Raw genomic sequence first — 23,302 nt, 5'->3', positions numbered from 1 at the left:
TGAATTCAAGGGGCCGCGCGTCACTCATTTTGATATGGTATATTTGAGCGGCAGCGTTTTGAGACCACCTACAAATACGGATTGTGCGCGCTTTGGTTCGCCAGCCAATTCCACCGTTTCAATCCGGTCGAGCAACTCGTTAAACAATATCCGCATTTCCAGCCGCGCCAGGTGAAGCCCCAGACATTGATGCCCGCCAGCACCAAATGCCAGATGCCGGTTGGGTGAGCGCGAAGCGTCAAACTTACGCGGATTGTCAAACGCTGCCGGATCATGGTTCGCCGCAATATAGCTTATCATCATCCAGTCATCTTTGGAAATTTTCTGACCGCCGACTTCGGTATCTTCCGCAGCGGTCCGCATGAAATGCTGCACGGGCGTAGTCCAGCGGATCGCTTCCTCGACTATGCCGGGAAGCAAATCACGGTCCTCGCGGAGCCGTTGCCATTGCTCGGGATCTTGCGCCAAGGCCTGCATCGCACCGGCGGTCGAAGCAGAGGTCGTATCATGTCCTGCGGCGGCAAGAATAATATAATATCCCGCCATATCACGGTCACTCAGATATTCGCCATCCACCTTGGCATTGGCGATAACGCTCGCGACATCCTCGGTTGGACTAGCGCGTTTCTCTTCGGTAAGCTTGGTGAAATAGGCCTCGAAATCAGCGACCGCACCGATGACCAACTGCATCACCTGCTCTGGCGGCATTTCCGCGATACCCGATTTGTTGAGATCAGGATCGGTTCCACCAAACATTTGCTGGGTGAGGAAAAGCATGCGCTGCTCGTCCTCTTCCGGCACACCCAAAATCTGCATCACAACATGGAGCGGATAGGGAGCGGAAACCAGCGGCACAAAATCCGCTTCGTATTTACCGTCTTTCTGGCCAGCATCAACAAGCCGGTCAACGGTTGTCTTTGCCAGCACGCTCACCTCATCCTCTATCTGCCGGAGGTTTTTCGGCATGAACCAGTCCTGCGTCAGGCGACGATATTGTGGATGGGTTGGTGCATCAAGTGCGACGAGCGAATTGACCAGATTGGGGCTACCGCCGGTGACCGATTTGACCAGTGCATCGGCGGCGTGATTGGAGAGCGTGACGCTGCGCGGGCTGTTCAGGAAGGTCTTGTTATCCTTGCTGATCTGCATGACATCATCATAGCGGGTGACCAGCCAGAACGGATCGTGCATTTCATCATTCACAACCCGGGCGACGGGTGTTTCTGCCCGTATGCGATCAAACTGGTCAAGCAACTTGTCCCAATCTACATAATTGATCGGATCAACAACTGCCAAAGCATCATCGGTATTCAGAACAGGCGCTGCTTTCGTCGCCATCACGCTATTTTGCTTTCGTTCTTGTCCGCCCAATATTCGTCGCGGAGCAGCCGTTTGTAGAGCTTTCCCGTTGCGTGACGGGGCAGCTCTGCGCGGAAATCAATCTGCCGCGGGATTTTGACGCCTGAGAGAGATTGCCGCAAAAATGCCTCCAGTTCCTGCGCCAGATCATCGCCGGCTTCACCCATGTCTGCGGGTTGAACAACCGCCACGACCTTTTCACCCATATCGGGATCAGGCGCACCAATCACCGCGGCATCGGCAACCTTGTCATGGGTGATCAGGGCGTTCTCGATTTCCTGCGGATAAATGTTCACGCCGCCTGAAATAATCATGAAGCTTTTGCGGTCGGTCAGATAAAGAAAACCGTCTTCATCAACCTTTCCGACATCGCCGAGCGAAGTCCAGCCATTGGCATGGGTCGCCTCTTTCGTTTTTTTCGGGTCGTTATGATATTCAAATTTATTGGGGCTATCGAAGAAAATCTGACCCTCCTCACCGACCGGCACTTCTTCGCCATCTTCACCGCAAATATGCACCTCACAATTTACTGGCAGTCCGACCGTGCCTTTATGCGACATCCAGCTATCGCTGTTGCACATCACAAAGCCATTCCCCTCGGTCCCGGCATAATATTCAAACAGAACCGGTCCCCACCAGTCAATCATCGCTTCCTTGATCGGAATCGGGATGGGCGCAGCGGCATGCACTGCGCTTTTGATCGACGACATATCATATTTGGCGCGCACGTCTTCGGGCAGTTTCAGCATCCGGACAAAATGGGTTGGCACCCACTGGCCAACGTCGCACTTATATTTCTCGATCAGCTGGAGCGCATGTTCGGGATCGAATTTTTCCATGATGATGGTGGTGCCTCCCAGCGCGTGAACGGCCATATTCCAGCGCATCGGCGCAGCGTGATAGAGCGGCGCGGGAGAGAGATAAATGCAATCCTTGTGAAAACCGAACGCCATCTGCGCCAGCGCGCCAAGCGCGTTGAGCGCGTCAAACGCCACTTCCGGCAACTTCATTCTTATGCCCTTGGGGCGCCCGGTTGTGCCGGAAGAATAGAGCATGTCGCTGCCAGCAGCTTGGTCGGCAATCGGGGTATCGGGCATATCGGCCAATAGCTCATCAATATTGCGTTCGTCATTCACACCGAAAATTAGCTGCGGGACATCGGGATTTGATGCTTTCAGTTGCTCAGCGATCGGCAATAATGTCTGGGTACTAATCAGCAGCTTTGCGCCGGAGTCCTTCAATATATAGCTAATTTCATCAGGCGTGAGACGATTGGAAATTGCGACCTGGATGATGCCGGACCGTTGCGATCCCCAGGTGACGGGGAAAAATTGCGGGTGGTTTTCCATACAGATCGCCACGACGTCACCAATTTTCAGTCCGCGCGAACGATATAGTTGGGCCACCTGGTTGGAGCGCTTGTCGAGTTCGCCATAGGTGATCGTTTCACCAGAACTCGCCATGATAATAGCCGGTTTATTAGGATTTTCAGCTGCGTGGTGGCAGGGGTGGGTCAATGCTCTCTCTCCATAATGACGGCGCGAATATTGTGTCCGATTCGTCTTTGCTGCATCATGGTTTAATCAAGTGATTAAATCAAACATTTGTATCGCTGACCTGTTGCCGGGCCGAAAGACTATTTGTTCAGCGCATCGTAAACCATCTTGCCCGAGATGCCTCTGAAATCCACTTCGGGTCCGTTTTGACCAAAGCGCTGGATCATGCCGATGAAGTAGAGATTATTAACCGGATCAACCCAGAACCAAGTTCCCGCAGCCCCGCCCCAAAAATAGGTGCCATCTGGGTATACAACGCTACCGGAGCCATCATTTTTGATGATTCCGAAATCAAGTCCGAAACCCAGCGAGTCTATCGTGGCCTGCGTCAGCGTTCCAGCGATTCCGACTTTTTGACCGTCTTTCAGGACATTTGTGCGCATCAGTTTAAGTGTTTCGGGCTTCAGGATTTGCTTGCCATCCAGCGTGCCGCCATTGGCCAGCATCTGAGAAAAGCGCGCATAGTCATCTAGCGTTGCAACCAAACCGCCGCCGCCCGATTCCATTGCGATTGTTTCCGATTTGAAGGCAACTTGGGGAAACGGTACTTGGCCAAATTCCTTGGTGACCGGATGATAGCCGAACACATCGGAAAAGCGGTCATAATCTTCTGCCGGAACCGAAAAACCGGTGTCTTCCATGCCCAAAGGATCGAATATGCGAGTCTTCAAATACGCTCCGAATTTCATGCCCGAAAGACGCTCGACAATCGCTCCCTGAATATCAACAGAGGCTGAGTAGAACCAATCCTTACCGGGTTGTGTCATCAAAGGGACTTTTGATACCTTGTCGATAAAGCTCTGCATATCAGGCGAACGCAGAATTTGTTGCTGCTGGAATGCCTTGTTTGAGGGATCATCTCCGTACAACCCGTAAGCAAAGCCTGCCGTATGGCTCATTAACTCGCGCATTGTTGGCTGACGGCTGAGAGGTTCCAGCTCGACACCGCCATTGCCGTCATAACTTTTGACCACTTTAAGATCAGCAAATTCGGGAATAAATTTGGAAACCGGGTCATCGAGTGAGAATTTGCCTTGCTCATATAGTTGCATCAGCGCCACGCCGGTAATCGGCTTGGTCATCGAATAGATTCGGTAAATCGTGTCCTCTGCGATGGGTGCATTGTCGGACACACGGCGAATGCCGGATTGCATATGACTGATAACTTTACCGTCTTTGACAAGCAGGGTCGCAATGCCCTTGGCGTCGCCGTCAGCGACAAATTGCTTCATGCGCGCTTCCAGTGCAGCAATCTTGGCGGGGTCGAAATCTGCGCCAGCGGATTCGGTTGTGTAATCGGGGAAAACCGAAGGTGCTGCGGCGGCACTTTCGGTTGGAGAACTAGACAACTGCGCACTCGCGCAGGATGCGAGCGCAAAAGCGCTGGCGGCTATTAGCGCCTTAAAACCCATGCTGGTCATTTTGAATTACCCCTTAATTTTCCACATATATATCCACAGGCACAGCCAGATCGGCAAACACCCGGCCAATCGGGGTCATGCCCGTGGCACCATCATCGATCACCTGTTCAAGCCCGGCCTGTGCGCCTGCGCCTTTGAGCATCACAACCACCGTCCGCGCTTCGCAGATTGCGGCCTTGGTGAGCGTCACCAGCGGCGTGTCACCATCATCGGGAAGCAATCCAATCGCCCGTTTTTCCGGTGGTCCGTCGAGTGCTTCTTCCATATCGGCGCTTTCCATTATGCCCGCCGTGCTGCCGTCTGCACCCATGCCCAGCCAGACAAGATCCAACGGCCATTTGGTATCCTGCAACCGTGCATCGGCAGCGGCTCCGGCCATGTGATAATCATCATGCTCGGGCGCAAGCGGCAACACCCGCGCACCGCGGGTGAGGAAAAGTTCGGCCAGCTTCTTGACCTTGCTGCGCGGATCATCAACCGGGACAAGAAAATCATGGGTCGGGATGATCGTGACATATTTCCATTTAATCTGCTTTTCGGCGAGCGCCTCCAGGACCGGCATGGCTTCATCGCTAACCGGCAACGCGAGCAAGGCATCCCCGCGTGCGTCCAGCGCGCTTTCGATGATAAAAGCGACATCACCTGCGACCGCACCGACCATCTCGGCATGATCGTCAAAATCCCACCATTCAAGCTGCGAATCTTCACCCTCGGGCAAGTCATCCATATCCCAGTCTTCCATTGCGTCTTCGATTTCGCTCATTTTCGCTTCCGTAATTTTTGTTATGTCCTTGCTTCTAAACGCTTGGCTTGTCGCCGCAAGGGAAGAAATTTATTGTTGAGACAATCCGTCCTGGGTGGCGGCCTGTCCATCGGCAGACGGCTCATCCAGCCGCAAACCGGATGGTCGCAAAATGGTGAGCGAGGCCGGAGCGCCGCTGATCGGCTCGCGGGCGGCAATATCCACCTGAACAAAGCCCTGATCCTCCGTAAGCTTGGCGGTTTGTGTCCATTGCCATTGCAGCCCGCCATTTTGCTCCTCGCCGCGTGTTTCGCCCAGCGTCGGAGGTCGTGGATCGGTGAGAATTTCCACGGCGCGGTTGCGAACGACGGATTGCGCGATCACCCGCAGCTCCAGCTCTGCTGCATTTCGGGTGGTATAAGCTTGCAGGCGGATCAAGGCCAGGGCGGCAAGACTGAACACCGACAGTGCCACCAGCATTTCAATCAAGGTGAAACCGCGTTCGTTTTGTTTTGGAGACATATATCTTTCCAACCGGATCATGGCCGCGACCCTACACCAACGAGTTGCACATCACCCATAGGCGCAATTTCTATAGCGCGTTCCGCATTTTGAAAGCGCAATGTCACCTCTGCCGCGTCACTCGGCAGGCCCGTGCTTTCAAAGCTGATCAGCATAGAGCCCGATTGTTCGATGTCTGCGCGGACGCCGTCAGACCAGTTGGTCGTTTGAAATGGCTTGTCTTCCAGAACCGCCCAGCCTTCTTTGCCGCGCTGCAAAAAGCTGTAACCCGAAACCGTAACCTGCACCGCCATCGGGCGTGACTGCAGGATGGCATTGTCACGCAAGGCTGCCGTGCGCGCAGCAAAGCGCTGGGCATCATCTTCCAGATCACTGGTACCGTCAGGAAAATTGAGCACTACGATAGACGCCATCAGCCCCATGATGACGAGCACGATCATCAATTCAACCAGCGTGAAGCCGGCTTCATTTGAGCGACTGTTCATTTTGATCGGGAGAATCATCACGTCACACTCCAATCTTCCTCATCCCTCTCTTGCAGAACAGCGACGCGCCTGCAATGACGGGCACAGAGAGTCGAAAAGACTGCAATATTGTCGGAGGAAAATAGCATGAGTGACGTCGTCTTATACGACCAGCAGGACCGGATTGTGACAATCACCCTGAACAAGCCGGAAACGCGCAATGCGTTGTCGAAAGACCTGTGTGAAGCCTTGGTCAATGCGATGAAAAGGGCCGATGCGGATGCGGGCGTCAGCTGTGTGGTTCTGGCCGCCAACGGCAAAAGCTTCTCCTCCGGTGGCAATCTGCACGAAATAAAAGCGATGACCGCAGAGCAGAATATGACGCCGCTCGAAATCGAAAAATGGTACAAGACCGGTATCCAGCGCATCCCGCTAACCATGGCTGAAATTTCGGTGCCGGTGATCGCTGCAGTTAATGGCCATGCCATTGGTGCGGGCAATGATCTGACCACGATGTGCGACATCCGGATTGCTGGCGAAGATGCGATTTTCGCCGAGAGCTTCCTGCGTGTCGGGATTATTCCGGGTGATGGCGGCGCGTGGCTATTGCCACGGATTATCGGACAGGCACGAGCGAACCAGATGCTGTTTACCGGCGAGTTTATTGATGCCCGGAAGGCGCTGGATTATGGCTTGGTGTCAGAAGTCGTGGAGAACGATAAGCTGCTCGAACGCGCCTATGAACTGGCGGAAATGGTGGTCGGATTGCCGCCACTCGCGATCCGCAAGACCAAAGAACTGGTGCGGACAGCGCAGAGCGTAACGCTCAAGGAAAACCTTGATCAGGCCGCGCTGTTTCAGGGCGTGTTGCAGCAGCTGGACGATCACCGCGAGGCGATTGATGCCATTCTGGAGAAGCGCAAACCAGTGTTCAAGGGAGCTTGAGATGAAAAAGATTTTAGTTTCAATATTGGCATTGAGCGTAGCAACAATCGCCCATGCGGCACCGCCACAAGGCGTGGCAACTGAAGCCACGAAAGCGGCCAATGCCGAAGTCGCCGCGCGCCTGCCGATTGCCGACCAGACGGATTTCGAAAACGCAACACGCGGTTTTCTCGCCAAAATCGAAAAACCCATTCTCAATGAGGATGGTTCGGTTTCGTGGGATCCCGCCCAGTTTGATTTCGTCAAAGGCGAAGCGCCCGATACCGTCAATCCTTCGCTTTGGCGGCAGGGCAAGCTCAACAGCATCCACGGCTTGTTCGAGGTTACTAAAGGCATCTACCAGATACGCGGCTATGATCTGGCGCAGATGACCCTGATCGCTGGCAAGACCGGCTGGATCATTGTCGACCCGCTCACTACGCCCGCACCTGCCAAAGCCGGACTGGCGCTCGCCAACAAGATGCTGGGCAACCGCCCGGTGGTTGCGGTGATATTCACCCATAGTCACGGCGACCATTTTGGCGGCGTCAACGGCGTCGTATCTGCGCAGGATGTGCAATCGGGCAGAGTCCAAGTCATCGCGCCGCATGGTTTCCTTGCTGAGTCCATCGGGGAAAGCGTGATTGCCGGAACCGCAATGAACCGGCGCGTCCAATTTCAATTTGGCACGGCCCTCCCGGTCGGAAAAACCGGTCATGTTGGCGGCGGCCTTGGACAAAGACTCTCCAGCGGTGATGTTGCGTTGATGCCGCCTACCCGCTCGATCAGCAAAGATGGCGAGACCCTCACAGTCGACGGCATCACATTTGATTTCATGGATGCAGGCGAAACCGAGGCACCCGCCGAACTGGTTTTTTATATGCCTCAATTCAAGGCGCTCCACACCGCCGAAGTGGTTACGCGCACCTTCCATAATGTTCTCACGCCGCGCGGCGCACTGGTGCGTGATACGCTGAAATGGAGCAAGGTTATCGACGCCATGTACGCCAAATATGGCGTAAAATCCGATTTGATGCTGGCATCACATCACTGGCCGACGTGGGGCAGCGAAAATGTTCAGACTGCGCTCAAAAACCAGCGCGGACTGTATCGTTACGTCCATGACCAGACCATGCGCCAAGCCAATCAAGGCGCAACGATGCACGAAATTGCCGAAAACATCGGCGAGCCGGATTTTGCCACAACCGACTTCGGTGTGCGCGATTTTTATGGCACGATGAATCACAACTCCAAGGCCGTCTATCAACGCTATTTTGGCTGGTGGGATGCGGTTCCGGCGAACTATCACCAGCTTCCCCCGGCAGAAGCATCGGTAAAATATGTCTCGGCGATGGGTGGCGCGGACAAAGCACTGGCCGTTGGCGAGAAAGCTTTTGCAGACGGCGATTATCGCTGGGCGGCGACCGTCTTCAATCATATTGTCTTTGCTGACCGGGCTAATGAGGCAGCCAAAAAATGGCTCGCTTCGACTTATGAACAGCTCGGCTTTCAGGCAGAGGCTGGCACCTGGCGGAATATCTATCTGGTTGGTGCCAAGGAGCTGCGCGAGGGGAATATTGTCAAAGACTCTATCTCTACGGCAAACGCAAAGGTGCTGAACGGTATTCCCGCAGTTGATCTGTTCGACGCGCTGGCAACGCGGTTTAATCCGGCCAAAATGCAGGGCAATGGCGGTATAATTACATTTACCTTTCCGGACCGCAAAGAAGAGGTCTCCGTGGATGTTGGAAAAAGTGTGATGTTCCCGCGTGGCGGCACTAATCAAGAGGCTGTCGCCACCGTGACAATTAGTCGCATTAATTTCACCAAGCTGTTGATGCGCGAAACAAGTCCAATGCAGCTAATCCAGTCCGGGGCAATGACCTTAACAGGCGATACCGCCCTTATGGCAGCTATGTTCAGTGCGCTGGACGAGGTTAATCCGCAGTTTGATATCGTGATACCATAAGAGGCAATCCCCATGCAGCGTTTCAATTTCCCTGTCGTCCAGCCCGATCCAGCGCTGGAGGAATTGCGCACCGAGTTGCAAGCTTTCCTGCAAGAAGAGCGTAATACAGGAAATTTCCGGCCTGAGCCGGAATGCTGGATGGCGTCTGCTGATCCTGAGTTTTCGAGGAAAATGGGCAAGCGCGGATGGATTGGTCTGACTTGGTCCAGTCAATATGGCGGCCATGACAAGACCGCGCTGGAACGTTACATCGTTACCGAGGAAACCTTGCGAGCCGGTGCTCCGGTTGGCGCGCACTGGATTGCCGACCGTCAGCACGCACCCATGTTGCTGGAACATGGCACTGAGGAGCAGAAGCTGGATATCCTGCCTCGTATCGCTGCCGGAGAATGCTATTTTGCCATTGGTTTGAGCGAGCCCGGCGCGGGTTCCGATCTGGCAGCTGTAAAAACCACTGCCGAGAAAGTGAAAGACGGCTGGAAGGTCAACGGCCAGAAAGTTTGGTCTTCCGGAGCGCATATTTCACATTATATGGTGGCGATATTGCGCACCTCGCCCGCCGATGGCCGCAACCGACATGTCGGGCTTTCCCAGATCATGATTGACCTGTCGCTGCCCGGCGTCACCATCAAACCTATCGTGGACTTGTCCGGCGATGCGCATTTTAACGAAGTATATTTCGAAGACGTAATTGTACCCGACGATTGCCTGCTCGGCGAAGAGGGCGGCGGCTGGAAACAAGTAACAGGTGAACTGGCGATGGAACGCAGCGGCCCCGAGCGGTTCCTGTCTAGCTATATCACCTTGGAAACGGCGCTGTGGCAGTTGACTGGTAAAATGGGATCGGACTCGCAGGCGCGGCTTGGCAAGCTTATCGCCAATCTCCGCACCCTCCGCGGGATGTCCTGGGGCATTGCCAATCTGCTACATCAAGGCGTGTCACCGGAAACCGAAGCGGCGCTCGTTAAAGACCTTGGCAACCGGCTTGAGAATGACCTCACACAGCAGGTCCGCGCGATGCTGACCGACCTGCCGCCCGAAGAGTGGAGCCCGGAAATGCAGCGTATCCTGAATATCGGTATTTTGCGCTCGCCGCCCAATACCCTGCGTGGCGGCACAACCGAAGTGATGCGCGGGATTACGGCGCGCCAATTAGGGCTGCGGTAGATGGTGAAGTCTGTTTATTCTTTGCCGTTCGTCCTCAGCCTGTCGAAGGATACTTCTCGTCGCACGGCGCACTTCGATAAGCTCCTTGCGAACGGAACTCTCTCTGGGGTTTTGTCATGATCAACACCACCGGCATGGTCGCCGAAACGGCCACGAAAATTTACGCTGACCTTTCCGGACGCGAAGTGCCGCATCAAGCAGAGGCGGGGCAATATCCTCAAGCTTTATGGGATGCGCTTACCGAGAACGGCCTGCATCTGGCTTGGGTGAGCGAAGACAACGGCGGCTTTGGTGCAGATTATGATGAAGTCTTCGGAGCCATTTGGGCGTCGGCGCAGGCGGCTTCTCCTGTGCCCTTTGCCGAATCCCTGATTGCCAACTGGATGCTCGACCGTGCGGGCCTTGCGCCTGCTGATGGTAGTGTCAGCTTTGCTTTGACCGGCCACCTTCCTACGGCCGATATTCCATTTGGGTTGCATGCCGATAAAGTGGTGTTGTTCGACGAGGCGCATCAGGAAATTGCGCTGTTCGATAATCGCGGTGCTGACATGACCAGTAATGAAGCGCTATCTCCCGATGGCAGCACGCGGATGGTTTTTTCCGGCCATGTCGCCGAAGCATCAGCCAAAACGAACCTGTCGCGACGGGCTATCGAAGCACTGATCCTCACGGTCCGCGCTGTTCAGATGGCAGCAGCGATAGAAACCGCGCTCAATCTTTCCATCGACTATGTGTCCCAGCGCGAACAATTTGGCCGGCCGCTCTCCAAGTTTCAGGCCATCCAGCACCAATTGGCTGTCGCGGCATCGGAAAGCGCGGCGGCGACAATGGCTGCGACGCAAGCGGCGAGCGCGATTGCGCGGCACAAAGACAACCCAGAAAATGCCTGGCACGAAGCTGTTATCGCCAAAGTCCAGATTGGTCACAGCGTTGAGGCGGTCACTGTGCCGTTCCATCAGGTGCACGGGGCGATGGGCTATACGCAGGAATATGATCTGCATCACTACACGCGCCGCCTGTGGGCGTGGCGCGATGCGCTGGGCAACGAACACCACTGGTCGAAACTGCTGGGCGCAGAATTGGCCGCGACCTCTCCTGACCAAATCTGGAAAGGCGTGACAACGGGTGATTGGCAGGCTAGTTAACCGACCGATTAAACTGATTCTTGCACAAGGAAATTATCCATGAAAACACGCATCACAGAAATGTTCGGCATTGAGCATCCGATCATCCAGGGCGGCATGCACTATGTGGGGTTTGCCGAATTGGCAGCGGCGGTTTCCAATGCAGGCGGGCTTGGTATCATCACCGCGCTGACCCAGCCCTCTGCTGCGGCACTCGCCGATGAAATCGCAAAATGCCGCGATATGACCGACAAGCCGTTTGGCGTGAACCTGACCTTCCTGCCGGTGGTCAATTCACCCGATTATGAAGGCATGGTCAAAGCGATTATCGAAGGCGGCGTCACGGTCGTGGAAACCGCAGGCAATAATCCGGTACAGGTGCTGCCCGCGCTGCATGACGCCGGAATCAAGGTGATTCACAAATGTACCGCTGTCCGTCATGCACTCAAAGCGCAGAGCATTGGCTGTGATGCGGTATCGGTTGATGGATTTGAATGCGGCGGCCATCCCGGCGAAGATGATATCCCAAACATGATCCTGTTGCTGCGCGCGGCTGACGAACTGGATATTCCGTTTGTGTCTTCCGGCGGTCAGGCCGATGGTCGCAGTCTCGTCGCGAGTCTCGCAATGGGCGCGGACGGCATGAATATGGGCACGCGTTTTATCGCGACCAAGGAAGCGCCGGTTCACCAGAATGTGAAAGACGCCATTGTTGCTGCGAGCGAACTCGACACACGCCTCGTGATGCGCCCACTGCGCAACACAGAGCGCGTGATGACCAATCCGGCCGTTGAACGCCTTCTCGAGATCGAGAAAGAGAAAGGGGCTGACCTGCAATTCACCGACGTGATCGAGCAGGTAGCCGGTGTCTATCCGCGAATCATGATGGAAGGCGACATGGATGCGGGCGCGTGGAGTTGCGGCATGGTCGCGGGCCTCATCAACGATATCCCGACCTGCAAGGAACTGATCGACCGGATCATGGCCGAGGCGGATCAGATCATCAACGAACGCCTCAAAGGATTCCAGAACGCGGCCTGATCGATGGAGCCATATCAACCGCTTAGCCGCTCCATTGCTGGCAAGGTTGCCATAGTGACCGGCGCGGCCAGCGGCATGGGTCGAGCGACGGCGCATCTCTTTGCATCGGAAGGCGCACATGTCGCGGTGACCGATCTCGATCAGGGCAAATGTGATGCCGTTGTACAGGAGATTGGAGCGGCTGGTTATAAGGGTTCGGCAAAGGCCTGGGCATTGGACGTCAGCGATCAGGCGGCGATCAAGGCGGTCGTGGGTGACATTGCCCAAGCCTTTGGCGGCATCGATATCCTCGTCAATAATGCCGGCTTTGCGATTCCCGCTGATGTAGCCGAAGAAAGCTACGAGGACAGCTGGGATCCAACGCTCGCAGTCATGCTCGCCGCGCACCAGCGGATGATCCGTGCCGCATTGCCGCATCTCAGAAACGCCGAACATCCACGCATCGTCAATGTTGCCTCGACCGAGGGCATGGGAGCAACGCCTGGGAACAGCCCTTATGTCGCCGCGAAACACGGCGTGATTGGCCTCACGCGCGGTCTGGCGGTTGACCTTGGCCGCGAAGGCATCACGGTCAACTGCATCTGCCCCGGCCCGATCCGCACTGGCATTACCGATGCTATATCCGAAGAGCACAAAACGATCTACGCCAAGCGCCGTGTCCCGTTGCGCCGTTATGGCATTCCCGAAGAGGTCGCGCATCTGACGCTCTCCTGCGTGCTGCCGTCGGCGAGTTTTCTGACCGGAGCGGTGATTCCAGTGGATGGCGGATTGACGATCAAGAACGCTTAATCCGGCCGGGCTTTCCGGTGTGATAGGCTAGCCAATCTATCAAAAGACTCAAACAGCAATCCATTGAAACCGGACACATCGCCCAAACCCGCCTTGCAGACGCTGTCCGCCTTCAGACCGATATGCTGGGTACCCGGAAGATTGATAATCTCGAAATTCCCATTCTTTGCGCCGGGAAGCTTTTCCAGTCTTTTGGTTGCCAGAGCCGTCGGGGTTGAATCGTCATATTCGGAAAAAACAAATACGGCCCGGCCGTCATAATCTTGCCAGACGGGAATAGGGTCAAACGCCAACTCAAGAGTGGTGAACCAGTCGCCGGCATCAAAATCAACATCTGCGGACGATGGAAATAGCCAGTCCCGCAGCGCGGGATAGACGCTTGCACGTTTGGTCAGGCCATCAAGTTTTTCGGGGTTGCTGCGGGTCCGGACATATTTGAAAAATTCTTCCTGCTGGTCCAGCGCCATCCTGATTTCGGCTTCGACGATTCCCGCGCAACGCATGCGCACTTCAGTATTATACAGATTCTGTTCCTCCACGGTCAGCGCCGATCCTGCGGCACCAAGCAGGTGCACATGACCAGGTTTTGCGCCCTGTTCTATCGCCTTGGCGACCACCCAACCGGCCTGACTGGAACCGGCAAATCCGATATTGGAGCCAACATCCTGCTGCATTGCGAGCCAGTCCATTGCGGAGATCGCATCGGATGCCAGATCGGCAAAGCCCATTTTCGACCAGTCCCCTTGCGATTTTTCGACACCGCGCTTGTCATAGGTCAGCACAATGTGACCGCGTTGCGCCAATGCTTCCGCCGTGACCGCCATAATCGAAGCATAGCCATTGCGGTCCTGGGGCCCAGACCCGTGGACCAGCACCATCGCCAGACCATTGGGGTTGGCTGGGCGATACAAGTCTCCGGCCAAAGTCAATCCGTCCCTGCTTTGGAAGGATACCGCTTCACGTGTGTAATTTGGCTGTTTTTTGGCAATAGTTATTTTGTTATCCTTGCGGATGCGAATAACATCAGCGCCCTCGGCTTCTTTGAAAAATTCATAGGCCACCAGTTCCTTGTCGGACAATACCCTGTCACCACCGGTCCAGATGCGCCCCGATTTCCGGTTCAGACCTTGCCAGTCATTCGTGCAACTGTTGCGGGCGAACATCCGCACGATCGAATGGGTAATGATGAGATCGCACTGGTCGTCGAGTTTGTAGCGGCCGGTCAAAGTGCCATAATAGGCTGAATCAAGCTCTTCATTTTCCTGATCGAGACGAACGGGGCCGGGCAGGGATTCGAAATCATCAACTGTAGCGCTGGTGCCGAAGTCGCTGATAAACCGGCCTTGGCCTGTTGCTTCTCTCACGACTTTGAATGTCCCAAAACTGGTCTCTGCATCGCCAAATCTGAGCCGGTAGACGCCATTTTCTTCGATGCGTCCTTTGGCTGTCTTGCTGTTTGCTGTCCGGAAATTCAGATCAAGCTTCAGCTCAGGATCCACGCGCTTGAAAAGATCATCGAATGACCGCGCAATTGCGGCAGAGCCTTCATATTTTTCAATGGGATCACCATAGTCATACGTCAGGGTAGCGTCAGGCACATAGGCCGCTGCTGCCCTTTCAGCATCGCGCTCGGCATAAGCTTGCCGGAGAACCGCATAGGGATCAGATACAGGGTCTTGCGCCGCAATTTGCTGTGCGCAACTGGTCAAGATCAGAAAAAAAAGACAGAAGAACGGGCGCATATCAAATCCGGGCTCTAGTTTCAGATTGCTGTATTACTGACTTAAAACAGTTGGTTTTGCAACCGATAAGCGTCTTTTAATTTACTCCTCCCGCACATTCATCTGCTCGCCTATATTCGCCTTCAACTCAAAAACATCAGGCCGCGCATAATGCCCGGCGACATCCATATCAAACTTGCCGCGCATCCGGTCGTTCAGATCAACCTCGGCGGTCAGGATCGCTTCCTCGCCAAAAACTGGCCCAGCTAGAACCTCTCCATCTGGTGCAATGATGCAGCTACCGCCGTTGATCAAAACCGTATCGGCCCTGTTCCCCTGCACTGCATCAAACTGGTCATCGCCCAGCCCAATCATACCGCGCTCCAGATATTGGCACGCCGACAAAACGAATGAACGACTTTCCAGCGCGATCATTTGCATGGTCGGCAACCAGACCGGACGGTCATCGACAGTGGACACGCAGTAGAAATCGGGATTGGAATCGTAATAGAAACTCCGGAGCAGCGGCATGTAATTTTCCCAGCAGATCGCGCTGACCAGCCGCCCGGCGGAGCTTTCCATAATGGGCAGATCGCTGCCATCGCCCTGTCCCCAGATCAGCCGTTCCATCGCGGTGGGGACCAGCTTGCGGTGGACACCGAGCAGCGATCCGTCCTTTTCAAAAGCGAAAGTGGAACAATAGAGTGTGGCACCTTTGCGTTCGATCACGCCGACAATCACCGCGATCCCGCTAGCTACGACCGCTTCACTCAAGGCGTCAAATTCGGGTGTACCCAATTCCACCGCATTATCCGAATAGAGCCGGAATAATTCCCGCCCCGCCGCATCGCGGGACCCGACGCGCACGCCGAAATCAACGCCCTTGGGATAGCCGCCAATGAAAGCCTCCGGGAAGACCGCAAGCTCACTGCCTGCCGCCTTGGCCCCGGCGAGCCAATCTGCAAATTTGTCGATTGTAGCGGGCGTATCAAATGGGTCTGATCCCGCCTGTATAACGCTCACGCGCTTCGTCTTGTTCACCATAAGCTATCCCAAAAAATCAATTGCGCCGTTCTCAACCGCGACAAAACTAGCACTGGACGACGCGTCAGCACAGCAAATTTGCCATCCCAGCGCGCATGGGTTAGCCTAATTCCGGGTCAAATAGTGTTGTTCGCGTTTTAGATAAACAGGGGAAGGACTATTATGGTCGGGCAATATCTATCAGCGGAAAAACGGGTCGGCGAAAACCGCAAATTGGTTGGCTTTCGCGGCGCCTGCGCTGCGATATTATTGGCCTGCATGGCTGCCGGTTGCTCCGAAACGGACAAAGCGTCTGAGCTTGTCGTCGAGCCGGAGGAAGAAGTTGTCGCCGTTTCAACCGTTGCAGCCCCGTCTCCACAAGGCGCATTCATGCTGCTGTCCGATGTCCATCTCGGGTTGGATAAATCGCAAGCATCGGGGAAATGGTATTGCCAATACCAATGCGAAACCGATGATGCTCTATGGACCAGCGCGCAGAACGAAGCGATTAATCTGGTAAACCAGAACAGCGCCGAATTCATCATTTATACCGGGGATCTGTCCGCGCATAACGAGAGTGATAGCAACCGAAAAAGCGAATTTGGACAGGTACTAGACGGGCTTGAAAATATATCGAGCAAAACCGGAAAACCGTTGCTGTATCTGCCGGGGAATAACGATTCCGACGATGATGACTATTGTGCCTTCACTTTTAATAGCGAGGATCCCTTCGATTCCGCAGCAAACCCAAATAACTGGCCGGTGGCTGGCGGCAACGCCAATATCATCAGCCGGGATGCAGCCAATGGATATTATTCGGTTTATCCGCTCGGTAAACCGGCTGCGGGAACCGGCGCGCCCGCTTTACGGGTGATCGCGCTAAACACCGTCATATTCAACAAACATTATGTTGGGCCAAGATTTGGCTGCAACCAGAGCAATTATCGCACGCGCCAACAATCAGACTCCGATAATCAACTGGAATGGCTGTCCGCGCAGTTGGCGGACGCAGCAAGCAAGAAAGAAAAGGTCATACTCGCGATGCATATTCCGCCCGGTTATGACGGCTTAGGCGGCAGCGATAATTGGCATTACAGCCTGAACTATCTAGCGACCGGCAAAAACCCGCTTCGGCAATATAAGGGCCAGTGGATTCAGGATGTTTTCCTCCAAATCGTGGCCCATCACCAGTCGGAAATTGTCGGGATGGTGACCGGACATACGCATCTCAATGGCATCCAGCGCATGCATGATTGCAGCGCCCAGCAAGCTTTCACGGAACTGGGTGTATCGGCATCCTCGATCGTTACCGACCATGGCAGCAATCCGGCGCTAAAAATATTCTCTTATGGCGATGATTATGAATGGACCGGCAACACAACCTATTTTGCGACCCGGCCATCAGACACAAGCGAGATTAACTGGAAGTACAACGACCTGAATGGTCAAGAAACCTATAATCAATTTGCGTTTGCCGAGAATTATCTGTGCACATCCTGAGACACTGCAAAGATGGGGCTTTATTCGCGCATCAAGACCATGACCGCCGATGACGAGAAAAATGGAACAGAAGCCGTGTATGACGGCATGATGAAATATCTGAAGGTCGACAAAGACAGAAGCAGCAGAAGCCGTAACTACAGAAAAGCGATGGACGTGAAGTGCCGCGCCAGGTTCTGATATCATAGGGTGATATTAGCGGTTTAAGCGGCCTAGCTGTCGTTCGATGCCCAAACCGCCAGCACTGATCGCAGCGCTGCCACCAATGCCAGAGGTTGATCAAGCATCAGGTGATGCTCGGCCTCCGGCACCGCGATCATCGGGATATGTTCTCCGCCCAGCTCGCGGATATAGGCGGCGCTGTCGGCATCAAACAACTTGCTCTTTTCCCCATAGATAATGGCCTGCCGGTGCTGCAAATCAGCGATACGTTGGGCCGCTTTTAACCATTTCGCCTGATCATTCTCGCTGCGAGCAAATACTTGCGGATCGAATTTCCATGTCCAGCCGTCACCCTCTTCACTGGCAACCTGTCGCATTGAGTGATAGGCCATATATTCGAGCAGGAAAGGTGCTTGCGCGTCTTGCGGCGGCGAGAGAATGAACCGGCCACGCGCGGTTTCATAATCGGGATAGATATTGGTTGGCCGGTTAGCCTTACCGGAACCGGGAGGACCGCCGCCGCGCTGAAAATGCTCCATCAGTTTTTCCGGTCGCATGATCATAAGATCGCAAATGATCAGCCCGCCAAAGCGCTCACCCGCTTGTTCCATAGCCGTCAAGGCAACACCTGAACCAAAACTGTGGGCGATAATCCTGGGCTTTACCGGGCCTGAGAAGAGGCCCAGCGCCTCTGCCAGCAACACCATCCCTTGCGCGCGCTTTTCACCGTCGCAATCGGGGATCATTTCGCTCTCTCCCATGCCGGCAAGGTCATAGGCGATCACATCATATTCCCCGGCCAGAAACGGCGCGACAAAGGCAAAGCAACGCGCATGAGCGAGGAAACCATGGGTCAGCAGCAACGGCGGATTTCCGCGCTTGCCCCAGCGGAAATAGTGGACTTTCACGCCATCTACTTCGATATACGCCTCTTCGCGCGGCACATCCATCGCCGTGATGAACCAGTCGGGCAGGTCCTGTCCGCCGGCCCAGATATCAACGATATCCGTGCTGGCGCTTGTTTGTTTTTCATCCATATGGAGTGTTTACTTACCTTGCCAATTTGGTTTGCGTTTTTCTGCAAAGGCGCGCGAACCTTCCTGAGCGTCCTGCGATGCAAATACCGCTCCAGTGATTTCGACCTGCCTTTTCCAAGCCTCTTCCTCTGTCCAGTCATAGCTTTGATTGATCATTTTCTTGGTCGCTTTGAGCGCTAGCGGGCCATTGGCAGCGACGGTCGCGGCCAGTTCAATCGCTGCATCGAGTGCTGCGCCTTCGGTTACACGGTTGACAAAGCCTACTTCATAGGCGCGCTGGGCAGAGAAGAAATCGCCGGTGAGCGCCCATTCCATCGCGATACGCTTGCCGACCAGCTGTTGCAGTTTGATAACGCCGCCAGCCGCTGCGACCAGACTGCGTTTCACCTCGGGAATACCGAATTTCGCTTTGTCATTCGCGACGCAAAGATCGCACGCCAGAGCCAGTTCCAAACCGCCGGCAAGGGCATATCCCTCAACTGCGGCAATCAATGGCTTTTCCGGGCCTTTCTCGGTGATCCCGCCAAAGCCGTAACCTTTGACCGATGGTAATTCACCTTTCAAAAACCCTTTCAAATCCATGCCGGAACAGAAAGTCCCGCCCGCGCCGGTAATGATCCCGGCGTTGAGGCTGTTATCATTATCAAGCTGTTCCATCGCCGCGCGGATGCCTTCGGCCGCCTCCTTGGTCATCGCGTTTTTGGCCTCGGGCCGGTTGATCGTGACGATAATGAAACCATCCTGAATATCGGTGAGTACTTCTTCGGTCATATTCTTTTCCTCTCAAATTTAATCAAACAGCAAATCAGCCAGCTTTGCCCGGTGCCATGCTGCATCGCCGATCAGGGCACCTTTGAAAATTGCCTGACGTCTGTACAATTGCGCATCGCAATCATGCGTAAAACCAAATGCGCCATGAAACTGGATCGAACGGTCTGCGGCATGGGAATAGACACTATGTGCGCTTGATGCTGCCATATGGACCGCAACTTCGCCGCGCCCCTGGTCGCCCCAGCAATGCGCTGCGCTGTAAAGATGCGTGCGGGCTTTTTCATAATCGACATAATTATCGACAGTCGGATGTTTGACCGCCTGAAAGCTTCCGATGATTTTATCAAATTGTTTGCGGGTGGTGAGATATTCGATGGTATAATCGATGACCGCTTGCGTCCCGCCGGTCATCTCGGCGGAATGAATCAGGCTGGCGGCGAGCTCGATCCGCTCCAGTGTCTCGCGGGTTCGAGACGCATCGAACAGTGCATCGGTCGAGATTGTCAGACCGTCCAGCGTTAACTCAAAACTGCGCACGGTTTCGTCAATCACCGACTCCCGGCGCAGTGCGCTGTCAACTATGACGTTGCGTTCAATCAAAGCGAAACGCAGCTCGCCATCAATCTTGATGCTCGCTATGATTAGCTCGGCACTATCCGCCCAGAGCACAAACTGCTTCTTGCCGGACAAGGTGACGGTGTCGCCGCTTATAACCCCGCTAGCCGCGATATTGGCCAAATCCCAATCGCCATTATCTTCCTGGAGCGCCATTGTTGCCGCGGCTCCTGCAGCAATTTTCGGCAGCCAGGCCGCTTGTTGGCCCGCACTTCCACCCGCAAGCAAGACCTGCGCTGCCAAGGTTGTCGAACCGAACGGCGTATTCATTAGACGCCGCCCCATCTGCTCGGCAATCGGCACAACCTCTGCCATCGACAGACCGACGCCATCATAGGCTTCGGGAATAGCTATCGCGAGCCAGCCGAGTTTGCCAATTTCTTTCCAGATATCCGGATCATAACCCAGCTCGTCACCGATCAGTCCGCGCACTTTTTCAATGGGACTCTTGTCGCGGCAAAAATTGGTCGCCACGTCCATCAGTTCGATCTGCTCTTCGGTCGTGCCGAGTGTGCCTAAATTATCCATCTTACTTACCCTTGATCAGCGTGTTTTCGGCAAACCAAGCGCATGCTCGGCAATGATATTACGCTGGATTTGTGAAGTCCCGCCGCCAATGGTGGAGGAAAAACTGTTCAAGTAACTACGATGCCAATAGCCGTCATCAACCGCATTCTCATCGCCCACATAATAACCTGCTTTTGAGCCTTGGAACTCCAGCGAAAACTCGGTCAGGCGCTGGATCAAATCCGTGCGCGCCAGCTTGTTCATTAGCGGCAATCCCATGGGCCGATCCTGCATCAGCTGCGGCATCCGGCGGCGGGTGTTGTTCAGATTGAGCGCCTGAATATCGATCATGAACTGCGTCATCTTGTCGCGCATCACCGGATCATCAAGCAACGGCTTGCCGCCGCGTGTCGAGTTTTTCGCCAGCTCGACAATCTGCATCACATCGAGCTCTTTGACAAAATAACCGCCGACCGGTTTGACCTTCGCGCCACGTTCGTATTCCAGTGTCTTCATCGCCATCGACCAGCCATTGCCCTCGCCGCCGAAAAGGCAATCGGCAGACACGCGGGCATCGGTGAAGAAACATTGTACAAAGCCATATTCGCCAGTCATTTTCTTGATCTTGGTCGTGGTGATCCCCTCCACATTCATCGGATTAAGGAAGAAGCTCAGTCCCGCATATTTATTTGGCGCATCAAAATCTGTACGCGCGAGCAAAATCATATATTTTGCGCGATCGCCGAGAGACGTCCAGATTTTGGAGCCATTGAGGACGTAATCGTCGCCATCACGAACGGCTTTCAGCTGCGCATTGCCAAGATCACTGCCATGCTCAGGTTCCGAAAAACCCTGACACCAGATATCTTCGGCGCTCAGCATCGGTTTGATAAATTTTTGCTTCTGTTCCTCGGTGCCCAGATCAAGGATCAGCGGCCCTGCCCAACCATTGCCAATCGCGTTGATCATGATCGGCGCATCATATTTTTTCATCGCCCGGGTCGCCGCGCGCTGGTAGTCGTCATGCAGCCCGCCGCCGCCATATTCTTTCGGCCAGCTTGCACCCAGATAACCCGCTTCATAAACCTTCCGCTGCCAGTCCTGCAGAAAATCAAACTGCTGGTCGGTCGACACTTCCATGAACGTCAGCGGCAACATAAAACCCGGATCACGGACGGTGTTTTCCTTAAACCAGGCATCGGCCTGTGCCGCATAGTCTTTCAGTTCGGCTGCGCTTGGTTTGGTCATGTCTTGATCTTTCCCTCAAAGGCGAATCTCACGTCTTAACTGCACGGTTAAATCTGCAAATGCAATGGGCCGCAAAAGCGGCCCATCAATAATGCTAATCAGGCTTGCGCCAATCCCAGCTTGGCTTATCCAACAACAACCATCGCCAGCGAACGCGCAATCAGAGCCGGCGTTTCGATGCCGTCAATCTCGACCGTGACATCATAGGTCAGCAACCAGCGGCCCGGTTGTTTTTCAACCGCGTCGACCAGCGTATGGCGCCCGCGCACTTTAGAACCTGCACGAACCGGATTGAGAAAGCGCACTTTGTCAAAACCATAGTTGATCCCCATCACCGTGCCTTCAAGACCGAGCGTTGTGCCATAGGAAAGCTTGGGCAAAAGCGAGAGCGTTAGCAGCCCGTGCGCAATGGTCCCGCCAAAGGGCGTTTTGGCTGCGGCTTCTTCGTCAATATGGATGAACTGGTGATCCTCAGTGCAATCGGCAAAATTGTTGATCCGCTCCTGATCGACGGTGACCCAGTCGGACACACCGACTTCCTTGCCTTTCCAGGATTCCAGTTCGCTTGCTTTGATCATTGGCATATTATCTCTCCTGCTTTTTTGTCTATACGGTTATGTTCGTCCTGAGCCTGTCGACGGACAGCGTCATAGATACTGACTTCGCCAAGCTCAGCCCGAACGGGCTTTTGCTAACCCTTCATCACTTCCTGCATCCGGCGGAAGAATTTGCCGCCTTGGCCGCCGCCATTGGCATATTCCTGCATACCGGTTTCATCGAGGATCTTGTCGATATTTGCGGCAATGGCTTCTGCACTGCGATCTGCTTCTGGAAGCCAGATGCCTTCGGTTTCCAGAATTTTGGCCGCAGCAAAGCCGCCTGCACCAGCCGTCAGGATTGTTTTGGACGGCGCGCCATCGCTGCAGAGATAAACCACTGCCGGTGTTACCGCTTCGGGTACCAGCATTTTCAGCGCCTCTTCAGGCATGATATCTTCGGTCATGCGGGTGGCAGCGACCGGTGAAATACAGTTGGTGTGAATGCCCTTGCCCGCGCCTTCCTGATGCAGACTATTCATCATACCCACCAGCGCGAGTTTCGCGGCGCCATAATTGACCTGACCAAAATTGCCGTAGAGACCTGTCGAAGACGTGGTCATGACGATCCGGCCATATTGGCGCTCGCGCATATGGTCCCACACCGCCTTGGTACAATTGGCGCTGCCGGTCAGGTGAACATCCATCACGAACTGGAAATCTTCCATGCTCATCTTGTGGAAGCTCTTGTCGCGCAGCACGCCTGCATTGTTCACCAATATATCGACGTGGCCCCATTTGGCGATCGCATCAGCGACCATTTTTTCGACCGCGGGCATATCGGTAACTGAGCAAGCAGCAGCCATAGCCTCGCCGCCTTCGGCCTTGATCTCATTGACCACCTCATCCGCCGGGCCTGCGGAACCCCCACTGCCATCGCGTGCGCCGCCAAAATCATTGACCACCACTTTCACACCGCGCCGTGCCAGTTCCTTGGCATGTTCGCGTCCCAGCCCAGCGCCAGCACCAGTGACGATGGCAACGCGGTCATTAAATTCTACTGTGCTCATGGGGAATCCCTTTTGTTAACTGAATGATTAACGA

The 23,302-nt window shown here is 54.6% G+C and carries 22 protein-coding genes; 8 read left to right on the top strand and 14 right to left on the bottom strand.

What is annotated here, in order from left to right:
• Positions 1-24: 24 nt before the first annotated feature.
• The 6 genes from HF685_RS12195 to gspH all read right to left on the bottom strand — a co-directional run bounded on the left by HF685_RS12195 (position 25) and on the right by gspH (position 6,103).
• Positions 25-1,338, bottom strand: a complete 1,314-nt coding sequence (locus HF685_RS12195) for a cytochrome P450 (RefSeq protein WP_168820221.1) — start codon at positions 1,336-1,338, stop codon at positions 25-27.
• Positions 1,338-2,822 (bottom strand): acyl-CoA synthetase, encoded by a 1,485-nt coding sequence (locus HF685_RS12190; RefSeq protein WP_246218605.1) that lies wholly within the window; start codon positions 2,820-2,822, stop codon positions 1,338-1,340. The genes HF685_RS12195 and HF685_RS12190 overlap by 1 nt, the downstream gene beginning before the upstream one ends.
• Before the next feature lie 173 nt (positions 2,823-2,995).
• Complete coding sequence (locus HF685_RS12185; protein WP_168820219.1) at positions 2,996-4,336, bottom strand: serine hydrolase domain-containing protein; 1,341 nt, start codon at positions 4,334-4,336, stop codon at positions 2,996-2,998.
• A 13-nt stretch (positions 4,337-4,349) separates the two neighbouring features.
• Entirely contained in the window at positions 4,350-5,099 is a 750-nt protein-coding gene (locus HF685_RS12180; protein WP_246218604.1) for a 6-phosphogluconolactonase, read from the bottom strand.
• Between the two features lie 69 nt (positions 5,100-5,168).
• The gene (gspI, locus tag HF685_RS12175; protein WP_168820218.1) at positions 5,169-5,600 is read right to left on the bottom strand and encodes a type II secretion system minor pseudopilin GspI; all 432 of its coding nucleotides are present in this window, start codon (positions 5,598-5,600) and stop codon (positions 5,169-5,171) included.
• A gap of 17 nt (positions 5,601-5,617) precedes the next feature.
• The gene (gene gspH, locus HF685_RS12170; RefSeq protein WP_246218833.1) at positions 5,618-6,103 is read right to left on the bottom strand and encodes a type II secretion system minor pseudopilin GspH; all 486 of its coding nucleotides are present in this window, start codon (positions 6,101-6,103) and stop codon (positions 5,618-5,620) included.
• Between the two features lie 108 nt (positions 6,104-6,211).
• Here gspH and HF685_RS12165 point away from each other — a divergent pair, with 108 nt between their 5' ends.
• From HF685_RS12165 to HF685_RS12140, 6 genes are all read left to right on the top strand, one after another.
• Positions 6,212-7,009, top strand: coding sequence for an enoyl-CoA hydratase-related protein (locus HF685_RS12165; RefSeq protein ID WP_168820216.1), 798 nt, complete (start codon positions 6,212-6,214; stop codon positions 7,007-7,009).
• A 1-nt stretch (position 7,010) separates the two neighbouring features.
• Positions 7,011-8,957, top strand: coding sequence for an alkyl/aryl-sulfatase (locus HF685_RS12160; protein WP_168820215.1), 1,947 nt, complete (start codon positions 7,011-7,013; stop codon positions 8,955-8,957).
• Positions 8,958-8,969: 12 nt separating this feature from the next.
• Positions 8,970-10,124, top strand: coding sequence for an acyl-CoA dehydrogenase family protein (locus HF685_RS12155; RefSeq protein ID WP_168820214.1), 1,155 nt, complete (start codon positions 8,970-8,972; stop codon positions 10,122-10,124).
• Positions 10,125-10,240: 116 nt separating this feature from the next.
• The gene (locus HF685_RS12150) at positions 10,241-11,269 is read left to right on the top strand and encodes an acyl-CoA dehydrogenase family protein (protein WP_168820213.1); all 1,029 of its coding nucleotides are present in this window, start codon (positions 10,241-10,243) and stop codon (positions 11,267-11,269) included.
• 39 nt (positions 11,270-11,308) lie between these two features.
• The gene (locus tag HF685_RS12145; protein ID WP_168820212.1) at positions 11,309-12,289 is read left to right on the top strand and encodes an NAD(P)H-dependent flavin oxidoreductase; all 981 of its coding nucleotides are present in this window, start codon (positions 11,309-11,311) and stop codon (positions 12,287-12,289) included.
• A 3-nt stretch (positions 12,290-12,292) separates the two neighbouring features.
• Entirely contained in the window at positions 12,293-13,078 is a 786-nt protein-coding gene (locus HF685_RS12140) for an SDR family NAD(P)-dependent oxidoreductase (RefSeq protein ID WP_168820211.1), read from the top strand.
• On the opposite strand, the gene HF685_RS12135 is transcribed toward HF685_RS12140, so the two are convergent.
• Together HF685_RS12135 and HF685_RS12130 are read right to left on the bottom strand one after the other, a co-directional pair.
• A complete protein-coding gene (locus HF685_RS12135) occupies positions 13,075-14,787 on the bottom strand; it encodes an alpha/beta hydrolase family protein (protein WP_168820210.1) in 1,713 nt (570 codons plus the stop codon). The two genes, HF685_RS12140 and HF685_RS12135, sit on opposite strands and share 4 nt — an antisense overlap.
• A gap of 114 nt (positions 14,788-14,901) precedes the next feature.
• A complete protein-coding gene (locus HF685_RS12130; RefSeq protein WP_168820209.1) occupies positions 14,902-15,843 on the bottom strand; it encodes a carbon-nitrogen hydrolase family protein in 942 nt (313 codons plus the stop codon).
• A 162-nt stretch (positions 15,844-16,005) separates the two neighbouring features.
• Here HF685_RS12130 and HF685_RS12125 point away from each other — a divergent pair, with 162 nt between their 5' ends.
• Both HF685_RS12125 and HF685_RS12120 read left to right on the top strand, forming a co-directional pair.
• Entirely contained in the window at positions 16,006-17,322 is a 1,317-nt protein-coding gene (locus HF685_RS12125) for a metallophosphoesterase (protein WP_168820208.1), read from the top strand.
• A gap of 39 nt (positions 17,323-17,361) precedes the next feature.
• A complete protein-coding gene (locus tag HF685_RS12120) occupies positions 17,362-17,502 on the top strand; it encodes a hypothetical protein (RefSeq protein ID WP_168820207.1) in 141 nt (46 codons plus the stop codon).
• A 32-nt stretch (positions 17,503-17,534) separates the two neighbouring features.
• On the opposite strand, the gene HF685_RS12115 is transcribed toward HF685_RS12120, so the two are convergent.
• From HF685_RS12115 to HF685_RS12090, 6 genes are all read right to left on the bottom strand, one after another.
• A complete protein-coding gene (locus HF685_RS12115) occupies positions 17,535-18,521 on the bottom strand; it encodes an alpha/beta fold hydrolase (RefSeq protein WP_168820206.1) in 987 nt (328 codons plus the stop codon).
• 9 nt (positions 18,522-18,530) lie between these two features.
• Positions 18,531-19,292 carry a crotonase/enoyl-CoA hydratase family protein gene (locus HF685_RS12110; RefSeq protein ID WP_168820205.1) on the bottom strand — a complete coding sequence of 254 codons (762 nt, stop codon included), beginning with the start codon at positions 19,290-19,292 and terminating at the stop codon, positions 18,531-18,533.
• 18 nt (positions 19,293-19,310) lie between these two features.
• Positions 19,311-20,435: an acyl-CoA dehydrogenase family protein gene (locus HF685_RS12105; RefSeq protein WP_168820204.1), complete on the bottom strand. Its 1,125-nt coding sequence runs from the start codon at positions 20,433-20,435 to the stop codon at positions 19,311-19,313.
• A gap of 15 nt (positions 20,436-20,450) precedes the next feature.
• Complete coding sequence (locus tag HF685_RS12100) at positions 20,451-21,662, bottom strand: acyl-CoA dehydrogenase family protein (protein ID WP_168820203.1); 1,212 nt, start codon at positions 21,660-21,662, stop codon at positions 20,451-20,453.
• Positions 21,663-21,787: 125 nt separating this feature from the next.
• Complete coding sequence (locus HF685_RS12095; protein WP_168820202.1) at positions 21,788-22,246, bottom strand: MaoC family dehydratase; 459 nt, start codon at positions 22,244-22,246, stop codon at positions 21,788-21,790.
• Between the two features lie 107 nt (positions 22,247-22,353).
• Positions 22,354-23,268 carry an SDR family NAD(P)-dependent oxidoreductase gene (locus HF685_RS12090; RefSeq protein WP_168820201.1) on the bottom strand — a complete coding sequence of 305 codons (915 nt, stop codon included), beginning with the start codon at positions 23,266-23,268 and terminating at the stop codon, positions 22,354-22,356.
• Positions 23,269-23,302: the final 34 nt, after the last annotated feature.

The sequence above is a fragment of the Parasphingorhabdus halotolerans genome (assembly GCF_012516475.1).
GTDB lineage: Bacteria > Pseudomonadota > Alphaproteobacteria > Sphingomonadales > Sphingomonadaceae > Parasphingorhabdus > Parasphingorhabdus halotolerans.
The sequence above is the reverse complement of the archived record's forward strand: the minus strand, read 5'-3'. Positions and strand labels throughout refer to the sequence as shown.